General features: G+C 40.0%; 13 protein-coding genes. 5 read left to right on the forward strand and 8 right to left on the reverse strand.

Annotation, left to right across the window (positions count from 1 at the left end):
* Positions 1-2: 2 nt before the first annotated feature.
* Positions 3-725 (reverse strand): ABC transporter ATP-binding protein, encoded by a 723-nt coding sequence (locus tag ACP14Y_RS04270; RefSeq protein ID WP_424961733.1) that lies wholly within the window; start codon positions 723-725, stop codon positions 3-5.
* A gap of 98 nt (positions 726-823) precedes the next feature.
* On the opposite strand from ACP14Y_RS04270, the gene ACP14Y_RS04275 reads away from it, so the two are divergent.
* From ACP14Y_RS04275 to bcp, 5 genes are all read left to right on the forward strand, one after another.
* Positions 824-1522, forward strand: a complete 699-nt coding sequence (locus tag ACP14Y_RS04275) for an arylesterase (protein ID WP_424961734.1) — start codon at positions 824-826, stop codon at positions 1520-1522.
* Positions 1523-1577: 55 nt separating this feature from the next.
* Positions 1578-2885, forward strand: a complete 1308-nt coding sequence (mtaB, locus tag ACP14Y_RS04280; protein WP_424961735.1) for a tRNA (N(6)-L-threonylcarbamoyladenosine(37)-C(2))-methylthiotransferase MtaB — start codon at positions 1578-1580, stop codon at positions 2883-2885.
* Between the two features lie 100 nt (positions 2886-2985).
* Positions 2986-3594 carry a fumarylacetoacetate hydrolase family protein gene (locus ACP14Y_RS04285; protein WP_424961736.1) on the forward strand — a complete coding sequence of 203 codons (609 nt, stop codon included), beginning with the start codon at positions 2986-2988 and terminating at the stop codon, positions 3592-3594.
* Complete coding sequence (locus tag ACP14Y_RS04290) at positions 3591-5426, forward strand: M23 family metallopeptidase (protein ID WP_424961737.1); 1836 nt, start codon at positions 3591-3593, stop codon at positions 5424-5426. The genes ACP14Y_RS04285 and ACP14Y_RS04290 overlap by 4 nt, the downstream gene beginning before the upstream one ends.
* The gene (gene bcp, locus ACP14Y_RS04295) at positions 5423-5875 is read left to right on the forward strand and encodes a thioredoxin-dependent thiol peroxidase (RefSeq protein ID WP_424961738.1); all 453 of its coding nucleotides are present in this window, start codon (positions 5423-5425) and stop codon (positions 5873-5875) included. The genes ACP14Y_RS04290 and bcp overlap by 4 nt, the downstream gene beginning before the upstream one ends.
* 29 nt (positions 5876-5904) lie before the next feature.
* Here bcp and ACP14Y_RS04300 read toward each other — a convergent pair whose 3' ends face one another.
* From ACP14Y_RS04300 to ACP14Y_RS04330, 7 genes are all read right to left on the reverse strand, one after another.
* A complete protein-coding gene (locus tag ACP14Y_RS04300; protein WP_424961739.1) occupies positions 5905-7224 on the reverse strand; it encodes a hypothetical protein in 1320 nt (439 codons plus the stop codon).
* 79 nt (positions 7225-7303) lie between these two features.
* On the reverse strand, positions 7304-8689 hold the full coding sequence (locus ACP14Y_RS04305; protein ID WP_424961740.1) for a SusD/RagB family nutrient-binding outer membrane lipoprotein: 1386 nt from the start codon (positions 8687-8689) through the stop codon (positions 7304-7306).
* An 11-nt stretch (positions 8690-8700) separates the two neighbouring features.
* Positions 8701-11943, reverse strand: coding sequence for a SusC/RagA family TonB-linked outer membrane protein (locus ACP14Y_RS04310; RefSeq protein ID WP_424961741.1), 3243 nt, complete (start codon positions 11941-11943; stop codon positions 8701-8703).
* Positions 11944-12161: 218 nt separating this feature from the next.
* Positions 12162-13508, reverse strand: coding sequence for a M28 family peptidase (locus ACP14Y_RS04315; RefSeq protein ID WP_424961742.1), 1347 nt, complete (start codon positions 13506-13508; stop codon positions 12162-12164).
* A gap of 2 nt (positions 13509-13510) precedes the next feature.
* The gene (locus ACP14Y_RS04320; RefSeq protein WP_424961743.1) at positions 13511-14149 is read right to left on the reverse strand and encodes a hypothetical protein; all 639 of its coding nucleotides are present in this window, start codon (positions 14147-14149) and stop codon (positions 13511-13513) included.
* 59 nt (positions 14150-14208) lie between these two features.
* Complete coding sequence (locus ACP14Y_RS04325; RefSeq protein WP_424961744.1) at positions 14209-15570, reverse strand: SusD/RagB family nutrient-binding outer membrane lipoprotein; 1362 nt, start codon at positions 15568-15570, stop codon at positions 14209-14211.
* 20 nt (positions 15571-15590) lie between these two features.
* Positions 15591-18806, reverse strand: a complete 3216-nt coding sequence (locus ACP14Y_RS04330) for a SusC/RagA family TonB-linked outer membrane protein (protein WP_424961745.1) — start codon at positions 18804-18806, stop codon at positions 15591-15593.
* Positions 18807-18972: the final 166 nt, after the last annotated feature.

Here is an 18972-nt window from a genome sequence, read left to right on the forward strand (position 1 = left end):
AATTAAGAAGCGGTGGATCTAAGGCGTGAGGTGTTTGTTCCCTTTCGCTGATCGACAATATGACCTCCCTTTAACTGAATGATCTTTTCTGTTTTTTCCGCCAGCTCCAAATCATGTGTTACCAGTATGAGTGTGGTTCCATTTTCCTGATTGATCTCAAAAAGTAAATCCTCCACAGATTGCCCTGTTTCTTCATCCAGATTCCCGGTTGGTTCATCTGCAAACAAAACTTTAGGTTCATTAGAAAATGCCCGTGCGATAGCTACCCGCTGTTGTTCCCCCCCGGATAGTTGCGTTGGGTAGTGATGCATCCGCTCTCCTAACCCTACTCTATCGAGCAAATCAGACGAACGCTTGCTTGCATCCTTAACTCCTCGAAGTTCCAGTGGGATCATCACATTTTCCAGTGCAGTGAGTGTTTGGATCAGCTGAAAATTTTGAAATACAAACCCCACATACTGATTGCGAAGCTGTGCCATCTCATCCTCACTCAACCGGTCTAACAATATGTGATTAAGTGTAATCGAACCTTCTGTTGGGCGATCGAGTCCTGCACAAAGCCCAAGGAGAGTTGTTTTCCCACTACCAGACGGACCAACCACTGCGACGGATGAACCCTCATCAACAGAGAAGTTGATATTTTCAAGCACGTGCACTTCTTTGGAACCGGACCGGAAGGTTTTTGAAAGGTTAGCAACCTCTAAAATGGATGTTTCGTTGGCCATGTAGAATTTTTAAAAAGTAAACGTTAAGTGAATTCTCATGTTAACTTAGCTACGATGCTCGTCATAAGACCATTTCACTCACGTTAATACAACTATCAATGTTTCTTAGAGTTCAAATTATATTGTTAGCGGTTCTTATCATAGGTTGTAATTCACCCAAAGAATCAAAAACTGAATCAACCGCAAAAACACAGGCAAATACGACTGAAAAAGCGGAACAGTCAGAAGATGCGAAAATCATATTATTCTTCGGTAACAGCATTACCGCAGGCTATCAACTGGATATTGATCAGGCTTTCCCGGCACTGATACAGAAAAGAATTGACTCTTTGAACCTGAATTACAAGACCATCAATGCGGGTCTGAGTGGTGAAACTTCAGCAGGAGGTAAGAGCAGAATCGAGTGGGTATTGAAAACTACTCCTGACATCTTCTTTTTAGAACTTGGAGCAAATGATGGGTTAAGGGGATTGCCATTGGATGAAACTTACAAAAACCTACAGGACATCATTAATGCAGTGAAAAAGGAAAACTCGAGTGTAAAAATCATCATCGCAGGTATGATGGTTCCTCCTAATCTGGGGGATGATTATACTTCAGAATTCAAAGACCTATTCCCTACTCTGGCAGAGCAAAATGATGCCGTCCATATACCATTCCTTCTAGAAGGAGTAGCCGGCAACCCGGAGTTAAATCTTAGAGACGGCATTCATCCTACTCCGGAGGGACATGAGATCGTTGCAGAAACGGTATGGGATCATCTAAAACCTTTGCTGGAAGAAAAGGCAAATCCATAATTCAGCAACAACTATCTCTATTCCAAGGATTTGTATCTAACTTTGCGGTCCTCTTATGAAAAAAGTCGCATTTTATACGCTGGGCTGCAAGCTAAACTACTCAGAGACTTCCTCCATTTCGAGGATGTTTGAAGATAAGGGTTATGTGAAAGTTGACTTCACGGACCAGCCGGACATCTTCATTATCAATACCTGTTCGGTGACGGAGAATGCGGATAAGAAATGTAAAAAAATCGTAAAAGAGGCTAAAAAGATTTCTCCTGAAAGCTTTGTTACGATTATCGGCTGCTATGCGCAACTTAAGCCTAAAGAGATTTCGGAGATTCCTGGGGTAGATGCGGTGCTTGGTGCTGCGGAAAAGTTTAGGTTGTTTGACTACCTGAATGATTTTACAAAGGGTGGTGTTTACGCTTCAGAAATTAAAGAGGCAAAAACGTACAACGCTTCTTACTCCATTGCAGATCGTACCCGTACCTTTTTGAAGGTACAGGACGGGTGTAACTATGGATGTGCATTTTGCACCATTCCTTTAGCCCGGGGGAAAAGCCGAAGTGATAGCATTGAAAACATCGTAGCTCAGGCCAGAGAGATTGCAGAAACGGATGTCAAAGAGGTAGTACTGACAGGAGTTAATATCGGAGATTTCGGCATTCAGGATGGTCGCCGGAAGGAGAAGTTTATAGATCTGGTCAAAGCACTAGATGAAGTGGAAGGAATTGATCGGTTCCGTATTTCATCCATAGAACCAAACCTGCTTTCCAATGAAGTGATTGAATTTGTGGCACAGTCAGAACGATTCGTTCCTCATTTTCATATTCCATTACAGTCTGGAAGCGATACCATTCTGAAAAAAATGAATCGACGATACCTTAGCGATCTGTATCAAAGCAGGGTGGAAAAAATCAAGTCATTAATGCCTGATTGCTGCATTGGTGTAGACGTCATTGTTGGGTTCCCGGGAGAGACTGAAGAAGAGTTTCTGACTACCTACAACTTCCTTAATGAGTTAGATATTTCTTACCTGCACGTATTTACTTATTCTGAAAGACCCAACACGAAGGCAGTAGAAATGGAAGGTGAGGTTGATCTGGGCGAACGAAGCAGGCGATCGAAAATGCTCAGGGGCTTATCGGAAAAGAAACGGAGGCACTTCTATGAACAACAGCTCGGCAAAACCTGTGAGGTACTTTTTGAGGAGGACGTTCAGGATGGAATCATGCATGGTTTTACTGAAAACTACGTGCGTGTGGCTGCTAAATACGACCCGGTGTTGATCAATGAAGTGAAGCAAGTGACACTGAAATCCATTAATGCAGATGGTCATGTAGAGGTGGAAGAACCAGAGGAAATCCTTGTTCATTAGTCGCTTCAACCAAACGAACATTTTCCCATCCATAAAAGATTCTGAAACTAGTTTAGAATGACCCCAAATCATTTATATTTTTGAGTCAATACGATTGACTATGAAGATCATTTGCATCGGCAGAAACTACGCTGAACACATTAAAGAACTAGGGAACGAAAGACCCGAGCAACCGATTATTTTCATGAAGCCTGACACCTCGCTCCTGAAAAATAATGCTCCGTTCTATTACCCGGACTTCTCGAAAGATATTCACCATGAGGTAGAGGTTTTAGTAAAAATCAAAAAAGAAGGAAAGTCTATCAAGAAGGAGTTTGCACATCAATATTATGACGAAATAGGTTTAGGTATTGATTTTACTGCAAGGGACTGGCAAACGAAGGTGAAGGAAAAAGGATACCCGTGGGAGATCGCAAAGGCATTTAATGGCTCTGCCCCTGTTTCAGAATTCATACCCAAAAGAGATCGAGACATGACCGATGTGAACTTTAGATTGGAGATCAATGGAAATGAGGTACAGAACGGGAACACAAAACTCATGCTCTGGCCAATTGATGAAATCATTTCGTATGTTTCACAATTTATTCTTTTGAAAACCGGAGACATCATATTTACAGGAACACCGAAAGGAGTAGGGCCGGTAAAAATCGGTGATCGTTTGGTAGGGTTTTTGGAAGATCAACAGATGTTTGATTTTGAAGTTAAATGATGAAATACGCTTCAATAGCATTATTCTTTTTTATTTGTGTGAAGTCTGTTGCTCAGGACTTTCAGGCGATTGATTATCAATTTCCCATTAATCCCGGACAGCAAAATTATCTGGCCGGGACGGTGGGCGAAATCCGAAGTTCACACTTTCATACCGGGATTGATGTAAAGACCGGAGGAAGAACCGGGCTTCCCATTTATGCAGTAGCAGATGGATACATTTCCCGAATAAAGGTCTCTGCATCCGGTTATGGTTATGCACTTTACATGAAACATCCCAACGGAACCTTCTCCGTGTATGCGCATTTGGAAGCTTTTGATTCACGGATAGCTGCATGGGCTCTGAAAGAGCAATACAGAAAGGAATCATTCGAGGTTGACCTCTTTCCGGAAGCTGGACAGTTTCCATTCAAAAGAGGGGATATCATTGGATACTCCGGGAATACAGGCTCTTCCAGTGGGCCTCATCTTCATTTTGAAATACGTGACGCCAACCATAGACCTATTGATGTACTCGCGTTGGGATTTGATGAAATAAGAGACAACATCGCTCCTGTGGTTCAAAAGGTAGCTTTTGTCACAATGGATGCAGATGCAAGGGTAAATGGCTATTTTGGACGGTATGAATTTGACCTGATCAAAGGAAAAAATTGCTATCAAACCAATGAGCCAATCAACTTGAGAGGAAAAATCGGTGTAGAGATTTATTCTTATGACCCCATGGATGGCATTCCCAACCGGAATGGAATTATTAAGACCACTTTCCAGCTAGATGGAGATACGTTATTCTCTGAGTACAAAGAGTCATTTAATTTCGGAAAACAGCGAAACATTCTGGTACACTATAACTATCCTGCTTACAAAAAAGGAAGCAGGCGATTTAATCGGCTGTACCTCGCTGATGGAAATGAGCACAACATTTACAATGTGGTCAATCGAGGGGTTGATTTTGTAGATCAGGAAGAAATACAGATCAATACAGAGGATAGTTATAAGAACACTTCAACGACTCGTATTCTATTGAGCGATGAAGACATTCGAATTACTCCACGACTTTACAGACCGGAGCAAATTGGAAATTACCTGCATTTCAAGTCAAGTCAGCAAGGGTCAGTTTTATTAGATGAATGGGTGCCACTAAAACCTTATGCGGAATCAGGTGAAGAACAATATTATATCTGGGATTTAAGAGATGGTACTCCGAAGAGTTTGTTTCTTGATGGCGAGACCGTAAAAACCGACTTGGTAGGTTTACTACCATCAAATCAAGAAATTAGTTATGTTCAAAAAGAATTCACGCTGAACTTGAAACGAAGATCGCTTTTTGATACACTCTATTTGGCCTTCGAGAAAGAATTTGATTCTCTAGCAAATCTCGAACTTTTTCATTTCAAGAATCAAACTCAACCTTTCCGATCGAACATGGAAATTGTACTCAATCCTAATAAGGGCTACAATCAGGAGAAAGCGATGGTTTATTCGGTCTTCGGTAACCGCTACAATTTCATGGGCGGAGAATGGGAAAATGGTCAAATCAAATTTTCCACCAGGGATTTGGTGACATATACCATTTTGGAAGATACTGTTCCTCCCTCCATTGAGATGAAGATGGCAAATGCCGATTATCTCAAGTTCAGAATTGATGATGAGCTCTCTGGAATAAAGCGTTTTGAAGCAACTATCGACGGGGAGTTTGTGTTGATGCACTACGAGCCAAAGAGAGAGCTCATTTGGTCACAAAAATTAAATGAAAACATTCCTTTTAAGGGGAAGTTTGTTTTAGAGGTAATTGATAATTCAAACAACGGAACCATTTATACTAAAGAACTATGATCACACTAAAACCAGGCGATAAAGCACCCAATTTTGAGAGTAAAGATCAAGACGGAAATCCGGTCAAACTATCCGATTATAAAGGAAAAAAGGTAGTGCTCTACTTCTACCCTAAGGACAACACACCAGGGTGCACTGCTGAATCTTGCAACCTGAGAGATAATTACAAAGAGCTTCAAAAGCAAGGCTATGAAGTACTGGGAGTAAGTTCCGATGGAGAAAAATCCCATCAAAAGTTCATCGCTAAACATGAGCTGCCATTCAAACTAATTGCTGATGAAGACAAATCTGTACACGAAGCATTTGGTACATGGGATTTGAAGAAATTTATGGGTAAAGAGTACATGGGTACGCTCCGAACAACTTTCGTAATTGACGAGGAAGGTAAAATTGAAGAAGTGATCGAAAAGGTAAAGACCAAAGATCATACAGCGCAGATATTGAAGTAATATATAAAGCCTCGAGACTGAGGCTTTATTTAATTATTCTTCATTTTACGAACAATTTCCTGATACTTTACGTGATTTCTCACATTATCAAAGGCCTCTTCTTCTTCCACTCTCTTTGAATCGTTGAAGCCAGCATCAACTAGCAAATCCAGCTGCATTAAACATTCCGTTTCGTCATGTTGCATCGCTGCAATTTTAGCCCACCACCAATGTTTAATCCTGGGGTTAGACAGATAAGCTGACCAAATTTCAATACAAAGCTTTGAACGGTCATATTCTTTTGCATTGAGGAGTCGAAAACCTGTTTCGATGCTAATCGCTCGGACATAATCGAGCACTCGATGATACATTAAAAACAGGTTGATATCAGATGTTTTATTCATTCTATTTTTATACTGCGCTATGGTATTTATCATCCATTTCTTAGATGCACTATTTGAATAGTTATCAATGCCTCTATTCAGTGAGTCTCTAAACTGTAACCTTAACTTAATCTCTTTATTAAGGATTTTCTCTTCTTTCTTGAGTTGCTTCTTGTCAATTCCTTTTGAATTTTCAGACGGACTTATATAGGCTTCCATTCTCAGTTTATCCCATGCAGATAACGTATCACTTAAAACATCCAACTTATTACTTAATGCCTCCTTTAGCCGATCAGCCTGAGAAATACCGCTATTGTTCAACATCCATAGCATTGCAATACGAAAGTCTTCCGGTGACGCCCACTGGTGAGTTAGCTCACTTATAATAAGAATATTTGGTTTTCCCCATTCACCGAGCGTTTTGGAAAACTGTTTATGTTCCTGATAATTCATATCCCGATTACCAACCAAACCCGCATACAGAAAATTTGAATTTTTAGACATTTTGTACGCATCAACGGGTGGCTGAGCAGCTCCAACTCCTATAACACCTCTGATTTGTTTTGTGATCACCGCAATCGAAAGAGCTAAACGTGAACCGCCTGAAAAGCCAGATGTAAAAACAAGATTTTTATCGATTTTAAATCTTTGCTGGGTATCTAGAAAAACTGCATCTGCGGCTGTTAGTCCAAGATCCCAACTACCATTTTTAGAATTGTTCGAGCAAACAAGTATAAACCCAAGTTCTTCTGCAACCGGGCTGTAATTATTAATAGGTAAACTGCCCCGTGCGGCTGGTTCAAAAATGTACACGATTGGCCATTCCCGATTCAGAGAATAGTTTGATGGGATGTAAGTGGCATAAGATTGTGATGCATCATTTACACACTTCACACTATCAAGAACTACTCCCACTTCTATCTCCTGAGAAAGTACAAGCCTGTAACAGTTCAAAAAGAGTACTCCAAATAAGATTATTGATTTCATAAAGAAAGAATAACTCTACGTCCCATTAATCAACAAAAAAGGCCAGGAACACCCTGACCTCTTTTGTAGAATTTATTGATTAGTTGTCCCACCAAAGTGGAGTTTGCAGATTTCCGTCTTTAATTGGAACATTCGCATTGTTCAATTGTATCTCAGTGTCTGGATATGACAATCTTCTTGGAATTTCTCCATTGAGATTAAATGAATTATTTCCATTTGCTACAGGAGTAAGGTCTGGATAGCCTGTTCTTCTATAATCTGTCCATGGTTCTAATCCATTTGAATACATCGCAATGTACTTTTGAGTAATAATTTGCTCCAACCTCTCTGCATCGTCTGCAAGGCCTGCCAGCGCCGAGTTTGTAGCCACATACGCCGCATCATTTGATCCGGCAATCTTTGTAACTGATGCAGCAATAGCTTCTGCCAATGCAGCTTCTGCAGCTGGAATGTCAGCATTTTCCATTAGTTCGATTTCCGCCTCTATAAACTTCATTTCTGCGTAGCTTGCCAATACAACGGGTGCATCAATGGTAGTGTAGTAGGTTTGACTATTAAGTGTAATAGTGTATCCTGAAGGTGTTGTTGCGTCCTCCACTAGCAAAGCCGCCCTCCTTGGATCATTGAGACCATTTAATAGACCAAAGAAATAATCATCTATTTCAATATTACCACCTCGATCACGGGAGAATTGGTAAGCTGGATTTGATTCATTTGGAGCAGTTCCAAAAGATAATTGAAAGTCACCAGCCGAAGATGAAATAGCATTTGCCAAAGCGGTCTCAGCGTTACCATATGCAGTAGCGGAGCGCTTACTCAAACGAAGGTAATACTTGGCTTTTAAGGAATATGCAGCTGCAATCCATGAGTCTGTATCTCCGCCATATATCAGATCTTCACCACCTAAAGCAGGACCACTCCCCGCAGATCCCTCCAAAAGAGCAATACCGCTATCAAGAAGGTCCTGGATCGTTGTATAAATTGACTCTTGTGTATCATACCCAGGTTGGAAATTACCTTCTAGTCCACCAAATGCGTCAGAATAAGGAACATCCCCAAAGCAGTCGGTCAGGGAACCAATACCATGAGCAATCATAATTTGAGCCATTCCCAAAGTATGGTTAGAATTTTCGGCTTCAGCTTTTTCAGCAATAATTACCAATGGCTGAAGTACATTATTATACATCCGGAAATATATACCATCCCCATCAGCAGGGACCCAGAGATATCGATAGTTATCTGCCTGTTGGGCATTTATTCCTTCCATTTGTTGTGTAAATAAACCACTGATTCGAACTAGTTCGCCACCAACTACCCAAGCTAAACCTGCTTGTGCAGCTGGAATAATTGCCTGTGCAGACACATCGGCTGGTGTAGCCGGACTTACATTGATTTCTTCATCAAAGTCACATGAACTCGTGACCATGACAAATAATGTAATTATTGAAAATATTTTTAGTTTCATTTCGTCAAATTTTAAAGAGTAACATTCAGTTTAAACCCATAACTTTTTGTGTTGGGGTTATTGAAATAATCGTATCCAAATACGTTACTAGCCGAGCCAGTTAGGTTCGTCTCCGGATCGATTCCGGTATAATCCGTGATAAGGAAAACATTCCTCGCATTCAGATTGATGTTGATAGCCGAGAAAGGCAGCTTGCCTACTATTGATTGAGGTAGGTTATAGGATAGGTTGACGTCTCTTAAGCGAATCCAACCTCCGTCTTGAACAGTAAGCTCTGTTAAGCCAACAAATCCGTAGGCTTGATAGTAGTTAGAGCCACCATCCGTTCCACCAATGACTGTACCAACTGTATTGATTGTCTCCGTCGGGTCACCATTGGCATCAGCTGCCACACCATCAAAAACTATTACTTCATTTCGGTTTAATGTTTCAGCTCCTACACCAAAGTTGTTAAGCACACCTGAGGTACCGTTATATACATCTCCCCCTTTGCGATAATCAAACAACATTGAAAGCTCAAATCCTTTGTACGTAAATGTATTCCTAAAGCCTAAAGTGAAGTCTGGTGTTGGATCACCCACTTTTCCATCCACTGGATCTTGAAGAGGTAAACCAGTTGTCTGATCAATTACTTTTCTTCCCTGATCATCTCTCAAAAATCTTCCTCCATAAAAAATACCATATGGCTCACCTACCTGAATTCTTTGAGAACCAAATGGATCAATTGTAATTACATCCAATCCTGGAGCAATTGCATTTACTATTGATTGATACTTATTGAATACCAGGCCAACCTCGTATTCAAAATCACTTGATCGCACAACTTTTCCGGTTATCACTGCTTCAATACCTTTATTTTCAATCTCTCCTGCATTAATCACTGTTTGTGAATATCCTGTTGGATATGGTAAGTCAACACTAATAATTGCATCCTCAGTTAATGCGCGATACCAGGTTATATCTGTGGTGATTCTACCTCCCAGAAGTCTGAAATCCGCACCAATTTCAAGCGTTGAAGTAAATTCTGGCTTAAGCTCTGAGTTACCAAGCAAGTTGTTCGGTACGAAAGAGTTCGTTCCAAGGGCTGGGAAAAGTACCCCGTTTGGTGTAGTCCATCCATCACGAACTCTGGCCTGTGTAAATACTGTGTTGGTGAAACCAAAAGGTGCATCGTTACCTACTTTACCCCAGGAAACTCTCAACTTACCATATGGCATAGCATTTCCTAAATCAAAATTTTCGGTGAAAGCCCATCCCAATGCTACCGCTGGATAAAAGAAGGAATTATTGGACGATCCAAGCGTTGAGGACCAGTCGTTTCTTCCAGTCAGATTCAAGTAGAGCATTTCCTGGTAGGAAAGCCTAAAATCAGCATAAACTCCATAAAGTTGCTTGGCAGTAGGCCTCTCAACAACACTAAATGATTGAGCACTGGCAGCATTAAAGAATCCTCTTGAGGCCAATCCTTGACCATCTTCTCTTCTGTTATCTACCTTTTTATCATAGTAATTCCAACCAATAGTACCATTCAAGTAGATATCAGATGTCAATTCTTTTTGGAGAAGACCATAAACATCTACTGTCAAGTCCGTATTATTAATGGCGTGGTTGATCACCTGACCAGCTCCAAAAGTAGCAGACCCGATATCATTCCTAAACTTTCTAAAATCAGAATATTGATCAATCCCCGCTCTCGTATTTAGCGTAAACCAGTCATTAAATTCATAACTCAATTGTCCAAACCCAATGATTCGGTTGACATTGTCCGTCATGAAGTTTTTATAAACTGTCCAATATGGATTATCGTAAATAGCAACACCCTCATCTTGCCCTCTATAGGCTCGTGGCGTACCGTCTACAAACTGATACCCCGACGGGTCGTCATCAGGATCTACCCCGCCTCTATTATCAAATGAAGGAGTTGTTCTAAGAAGACCAAGCATCACACCAGAGGTATTAGACCCATTCTGTACTCTCTGCCCTCCACTATTAATAAAATTAGAAGATAAAGTTGCTTTTAACTTATCAGTTAAATTGGCTGATATAGTTGTTTTTACTGAAGTTCTCTCGAATGTATTATTTGGGATAATCCCTTCCTGTGATAAGTAGCCTGCGGAAATGTAATAGTTCAGGATATCATTACCTCCGCTAGCACTTATATAATGATTAGTAGTCACACCAGTCTCGAAGAAATTTTCTGCATTATTATAAGATCCCGGAATTTCATTGCTCGCGGATGGGTCACTTGCTGCAACAATTGCTCCGTTAGGATACCACATTGACGCATTGTTTGATACCCTCAAATCTGAAATAAGCGGCCCCCAACTAAATCCTTCAAATGTTTCTGGTCCTCTATACGTAGGTACAAAAACCCCTGAACCATCAAAAGTTTCAACCGGTCTACCTTGTGCATACGTGGTTTGTAAGTCAGGCAGCTTATTTACTTTGTCGAAAGTCATTCCAAAAGAATAGTTGATTTTAGCTTGCCCTTTAGCTCCTTTTTTCGTTGTAATAATAATAGCTCCATTACCAGCTCTTACTCCGTACAATGCTGTAGCAGCTGGTCCTTTCAAAACTGTAAGACTCTCTATATCATTCGGATTTATATCGATCGCCCGGTTTGAATTATTAACACCCCCGGAACCAAGATCAGAGACAGCATCCTCAGGTGAATCAGCCGTCGTAAACGTGCTATTATCGATCGGAATACCATCCACTACGAAGAGTGGAGAATTTGACCCCTGAATGGTGCTGTTACCCCTTATTCTTATCTGAGCTGATGCACCGGCTGTTCCTCCTGAGGAAGTTACTTGTACACCCGCAGCTTTACCTGCCAGGCTCGCAACAAGATTTACTTCATTAGCCCGATCAACTTCATTACCTCCAACTTCCTGGATCGAGTACCCAAGATCTCTTTTTTGTGCTGTAAGACCAATTGCAGTAACCACGACTTCCTGTAGCTCTGTGGCTCCACCCATAGTTACATCAATTGTAGTTCTATTGCCTACAGCAACTTCTTGAGTTTGAAACCCAACATAAGAGAATACCAGGATTGCATTATTATCCTGAACTGATACCTGATAGTTACCATCTAAATCTGTGGTACCACCTGATGTTGTGCCCTTAATCACAACGTTCACACCGAGTAAAGCTTCTCCGGATTCATCCGTGACTTTACCCGTTACCGTCCTCTGAGCCATCAATTGTGAGGCTACAAAAAGACAAATCATTAAAAGTAAGTAGGTTTTTTTCATAGAATTTAATTAATTGAACAAACAACTATTTTAAATCCTACGACAACCAATTAATTGTAAAAAAGAGGGTTATGGGAAGTTCCAACCATTTGGATATAAAAAGGGACTATCATCAAACTTTTGAAAACTACCCAAAGGAAATTGAGAACTGATTATTTTCAAGACATAAAAAAAGCCTCATGAGCTTTCATGAGGCTTAGCGATAAATGATTTATCACTCACCTTTTTACCTCGCCAGGAAATACCACCAGACTTTCATTTCCATCTATTCCTACTGCAGAAACTCCAAAGAAATAATTATCAATAACGATCCCTTGCAAAGTGAACTCAGTTCTATCTTTTTCTACATCGTAATACATATCCCAAGTAGGTGAAGTAGTCTCCCTAAAATACACTCGGTATCCAGCTAAACTCTCATCATCTACTGCATCCCAATAAAGTGTTGTTGATGGCTGAACTGCTCCGCTAATGGCTACATTTTGAGGTTTCGGGGGCGCAGATGCAAGTGCTGCAAGAGTGATTGCATTCACAGCTGTTAATTTAGCGGCATAGTTAAAATTGACATGTTCGATCACATCCCCATATTTGATTCCATCTTCCTCTCGAATGTCCTGATGCTGTTGGGTATAGTTTTCATGTGCTTCCATGATTCTTACACCAGCAAAACCGGCATCATTAAACGGACGATGATGCCCTCCTCTTCCAAATCGATCCAGTCGATAGATCATCATCGGATTCATCTCAGGCATATAGGTCTTAGTCATTTTATACACGTAGCGCGCTAGCTGTCTTGAAATGCCGTCTACCTCTCCACCATAATATCGTCGCATTCGTTGTTGAAAGTCCGAATCTTTCGGATTGGTTGGCTCTGAGAATATTCTGAAAGTCCGATTATCAATGACTCCATCCACTCCTTTGATGTTTCCGATCATATCATTGTTCAATACTCCTACAATATCCCATCCTTCTTCTACAGCTTTAGCCGCTAAATGCTTCCCGCCGTAGAGGCCCTGCTCTTCACCCGATAATCCAACCAGTAGGATCGAACTCTCAAAATCATACTTCGCTAAGACTCTGGCAGCTTCCAATACTCCAGCCATACCAGAGGCATTGTCATTTGCTCCTGGAGAATCATCAGTATAGTTGAGAGGATCGGAGATTCTGCTATCAATATCTCCTGACATCACAATGTATCGATTTGGATAGGTCTTTCCTCGTTTGATCGCAAGGACATTCACTATCTCCGTGTCCTTCGTAATACGTGTCTTCGCATTTCCTTTCTCCAGTGTTCGCTGCATGGTCACCTCATAGCATCCGCCACACTCCTCTGATATTTTTTCAAATTCATCCTTGATCCATCTTCTTGCAGCACCAATACCTCTGGTATCAGATTCCGTTTCAGACATGGTATGTCTGGTACCAAATGATACTAACTTTTGAATGTCTTTTTCGATTCGGTCTACACTGACACCCTTAATGATTTCATAATGATTCAAAATGATATTTTCTTGAGCGTCCACAGAAATAGCACCAAAAAGAATTATTATAGTGACTAGGTTTTTCATAATTAATATAATTTACTCAATAGGCTAATTAATTGCTTCTCATTGTTCTTGTTTGGCATTGAAGATCTTTTGATTCTTAAACCTTGCTCCAAGAGAAAATTATGTAACCCTTTTTTATTTTTTACTTCATGTAATTCTTCGCCTAAAGAAATATGATAAACTGGCTCTTGAATCCATCTGTCATTTTTAACTCCAGCATCAAGCGCAGGATTGTAATCCCCTTTTTTTAATTTTAAGTTTAATCGTTTGTAAAGGAAAACACTGTCTTTTTCAAGTATTATCTCAACCAACGAACTAATTTTGTTGTGAAACACAAACTTTTGATTATCAAAGTAGATTAAGTAATCAATATTTGAAGACTTTATGGCATACTCCTGTCCCCGTATTTCAACATGAATCATTCCTGACTTCAAGTTGATTTTTGATGGATATTCATGAATCTTGTCAAAACCATTCATTTTTATCTTAGATTCCTTCCATTTGGAATCAAGAAAGATACTGCCTGAAAGATTGAAATTACCATCATCTACATGAATGGATGATATTGGCCTAATCCCAAGGCCTGATAAGCTAATCTCTGGTTCTTGAGCATAAGAAGTAAAAGATAGAAGGGATAATAAAGCAATATATAATTTATACATTCTCCAAAAGTAAAAAAGGCCACTCAATGAGTGGCCTTTTTTTAATCGACGTATATCAATTATTGATTCACAGCCGTAGGCGTATATTGATCAACCAAACCTGGGAAATTTTCGTTAGACGCAGATTCAGTTTGCGGATATAAGTAACGCTGTGGTATTACAGTAGTGCCAGTGCCTTTTACTGGAACACCAACCATATTATCGGTTCTTCTAACATCACTGTAGGTAGGTAAACCAATAACTGAACAATACTTCTCTAACATGATTTCCATCATAAGTGAACTATCCTCAGACGTTCCGTCATACAATTCACCACCAACTTGGAAATCAGCAATTACATAAGGATCATACTGACCAGTTGTAAACATAGTAGCATGACTAGCTCTAACCGCATTCAGTGCTGTCAGTGCAGCATTATTGTCCGTCCCAACAGATGTTTCGGCAATAATCAACTGAATTTCTTCAAAAGAAACCACAGGGAAATTGGTATCTATCCCTGCAAATCCACCTGGTTCAGTATTTAAATCCTCACCATCTGAAGATACATAATAAGCATATCTTCCACCTTCATCAGTTTTAGAATTGCCTTTGTATTCAGAAGTTGTATCATTCAGCAACTTAGACATATAACTGTAGTCTATCGAACCCAAGACTTTAAGATAATCTTGTCTTTGCTCTACCTGAAACTGATAAAATAGATTTTCAGCAAAATTGGTAGTTGTGTGCACAATCTCCCAGTCATTCGCTTTTGAAGTGAAATTAGCAGCTTGAGCAGCGCTTAATGCTCCTGCATTATCCCCTAGTGCAAGCAAATATCTTGCTCTAAGAGCATTAGCAATTTGAGCCCAAGAAGACGATGTATTAAATACATTATTGTCAGCAGATGAAGATCCAGCTAAAGTGGCTCCTTCTTGAAGCATTGTTACTACAGAGTTTAAGACTGATACTTGACCTTCAAATTCTGGATCGAAGATTTCCGGATCATTTACCTGACTAAAAGGAATGTCTCCAAATAGCAACGCAGCTTCACCAAAAAAGTAAGCTTCAAGAATTTGGGCTTGACCTTCAGACTGGTCATTTCCGATCTCTTGGGCTTTTTGCTTTGCAATCTGAGCTTGTGTAATTCCTCTCTGAAAAAGGTCTTCCCAAACTTCATCGTAATCCGTCTGCAATGTACTGTAAATGTTAAGCGTTCCATATTGACGGTCATTACCACCAAACTGGTCCGTAAACATTGTAGCTATCCTTGCAGGATGAGCTTCAGCAATGGCTACCACATTTAAATTTGCATGATTCAAAACAAGATTAAGTGGTGCATCGTTAAAGTTGTTTGGGTCGTTATTTAACCCTTCAACAACGTCTTCACATGATTGAAATCCAATCATTAGAAGTATGATAAATGAATATATTATTCTTTTCATGTCTATTGTCATTTAATCTTTTAGAATCGAACTCTTAGGTTAAACAAATAGCTTTTTGTCGCAGGATTGGTGAAATAATCCAATCCTCTACCTCTTGAAGCTCCCGTTAAGTTAACCTCAGGATCTATTCCTGGGAAGTCTGTGATAATAATCAGATTTCGTCCAGAAACACCAACCTCTATCTCTTCCATTCCAAGCTTACCAGCTATGTTTGATGGTAGCATGTACGAAAGGCTGACTTCTCTAAGTTTAGTCCAAGACGCATCTCTAACGAATTGTTCATCAAGTGATCCAAAACCACCACCATCAGTTCTATACCAATTTTCTTCTAGCGCTACCGGGCCACCGCCAAAATCTGCAACATTCCCTCTAAAGGTTGCGCCCTGTGCAATAGTTCCGCCAGTATATGTAGGGAGCTCTACTGGTGCAACAGACTCAACTGCTGTTTCAGGAGCTATACCGAAATAATGAAGCACTCCCCAAGTACCAGCCCACATATCATTACCTTGACTTGTTTCCCACATGAAAGAAAACTTCAACCCTTTATAGGCAGCTGATGCTCCTAGTGAACCTCTCCAATCAGGATTAGGATCGCCGATCACACCCTGCTCATCGTCAATGACAGGGAATCCTGAAGCGTCAGTCTCAATCGATCCATCTGCATTTCTAGCGTATCTACCTCCATAGATCGCACCAAATGGAGCTCCTTCAACAACAGAAGATGAAGTACTTGTAAATCCATTAAGGATGATTCTACTTACATTAGGAAGTTTTTCTACAATGTTTTTATAGCGGGTAAATGTACCAAACACGTTGATGTCCAGTCCGTTTCCAGCTACATAATTGTAGTTCCAGTCAATCTCGATTCCTTTGTTACTAATTTCAGCAGCATTTTGGTACGCTGATGCATATCCTGATGTCGCAGGAGTTTCGATCTCCATAATTGCATCAGTAGTAAGCCTATTATAGTATGTAAATCCAACACTTAACTTATCATTCAATACTCGGAAGTCAGTACCTACTTCCCACTCAGTAACCGTTTCACGAGTTAAGTCGGGATTTCCTTTTACGGCTCCTCTTCTTACTGTACCACCATAGTTTGCACCATCCAGAAAATCTCCCCATCCTTCTGAACCAGCAGTTGATGCAAAGAATATATCTCTATTGATATAAAGTTGAGGCTCAATACCTACTTGTCCCCAATTCGCTCTGATTTTGGCAAAGGATAAGAATCCATCATTACCAAGTAGTTTATTGGTAAGCACATAACCTGCAGAAACACTCGGGTAGAAGTTGATGTCAGTAAGGGTAGTACTTCTTTCTAACCGACCAGTTGTTTCTAACAATAAATCTTCTGCTATAGTGAAGTTCAACGTATAATAACCTGCATTTTTCTTGTTAAGACTATTAAACTCTTCACCAAGAATATTTGGGTTAGTAGCATTTGTCACCAACTGCTTACTTGGATCAGTATTCAAAAAGACATTGGTAGAGGTACTCAATCGCCCATAACTAGTAGACTCTAGCATATATCCAGCGATCCAGTTTAGTGATACGGATGACCCTAACTCATTATCTCCGTTAAGGAATATGTTAAAGTTCTCCGTTTTCTCATTTCTATCATCTCTAAAGTAACCTCCTTGAGTGAAATCTCCTGCAGAATTAACTTGAAAGTATGATCTTCGCTTATCGAACCAGAAGTCCACACCGTATCGTGCTATAACTGACATATTGTCAAGAATTTTGACATTAATCTCAGGAGTAAAGATTACCCGATCTGTTCTGTTTGGATTTTTATTATTATTAATAGTCCATCCTGGGTTATTATAGATAGCAGCTCCTTGACCAATTTGCCTGTTTCTATAAGATCTATGACTTCTAGGTGTTCCTGCATCATTTTGATCAGTATAGTATGTTCCACTATAATCTGTATTGTCAAAATCAGGAGCAGTTCTTAAGTATCCAAGATACAATCCATTCAGGTTAGATCCAGTTTGGATTCTATTTGATTCAGTATTGATATAAGAAGCATTAATTCTCCCACTTACTCGATCACTGAATTCTCTCGAGTGATTTAAACGAAGTGAATTTCTGGTATAATCAGAAAATCCATTGACAATCCCTTTTTGATCAAGTCTGTTAATTCCGAAATAGGTATTACTTTGATCAGAACCTACGTAGCTAACTCCTAAAGAGTAATTGGAAGTTGATCCATCTCTGAAAATCTGATCTCTGTTAACTTCATTAAAAACATCTCTCGAATTTTTGGTTGTAACAGGGTAGTAAGTAGTACCGGTTTGGTCACCCACGAAGAAAGGGCCAGAAGTATCAACGGCATCAGCACCCCCTGCTCTATCAGCGATTTTATCTCCCCAAGAGAGTCCAGAGGCATTAGCATTCCATACTCCTCCAGTTCCTTGACCATAGATGCCTTGCTTTTCATGTTCACGATTAATTTGATCAATTGACCATGAAGCATTGAAATCAACTGAGAAATTACCACCGTCTACACGACCCTTTTTTGTCTTGATTACAAGTACACCATTCGCAGCAGCTGTACCCCAAACTGCCGCAGCTGCAGCACCTTTTAATACGGTCATGCTTTCAATATCGGAAGCTGCTAGGTCATTTAAACGAGACTGCTGTACAACACCAGCAGTACCTGCTCCATAAGAACTATTTGACATTGGGACTCCATCAACAATAATCAAAGGACCAGTCGCACCATTAATTGTGTTTTGACCTCTAATCTGAATCCATGCACCTGCTCCTGGATCTCCAGTATTTTGAGTAATTAATACTCCAGATGACTTTCCGGCAAGACCTTGAATTAGTCCTACTTCTCCAGATCGCTCAACCGCATCAGTCTTAACAATACTTGCTGAACTGATGTCATTATCTTTCTTTCTTGTAATACCAAGAGCAGTTACGACAACTTCTTGCAATTCAGTAGCGCCACTCATCGATAAGTCTATAGTAGTCCTTGAACCAACAGAAACTTCCTGCGTTTCAAAACCTACATAAGAGAAAATTAAGGTAGCACCATCTTCAACAGCAATTTGATAATTACCATCAAGGTCGGTTGTAACCCCTGTCGTTGTGCCTTTAATCACAACATTCACTCCAGGTAACGCTTCACCGGCATCATCGGTGACCTTACCTGAAACTGTCCTTTGAGCTATCAAACATGAGATAGCGATAAAGAACAAAGTAGTAAGTAGTAAAATCCTCTTCATACTTTACTTTGTTTGGTTAAAAATTAATTTTCAATACCCCTAAAGAAAGTTATTTCTTAGTAATATCTCAAATAAGTTACCATTTATCTATTGATTTAGTTGTTTCATCAAATAATTATACACTTCATCAAAAATCAATTTTCCTTCAGATTCCTCCACAATTGGA

Source organism: Ekhidna sp. (assembly GCF_965247405.1).
Lineage (GTDB): Bacteria > Bacteroidota > Bacteroidia > Cytophagales > Cyclobacteriaceae > Ekhidna.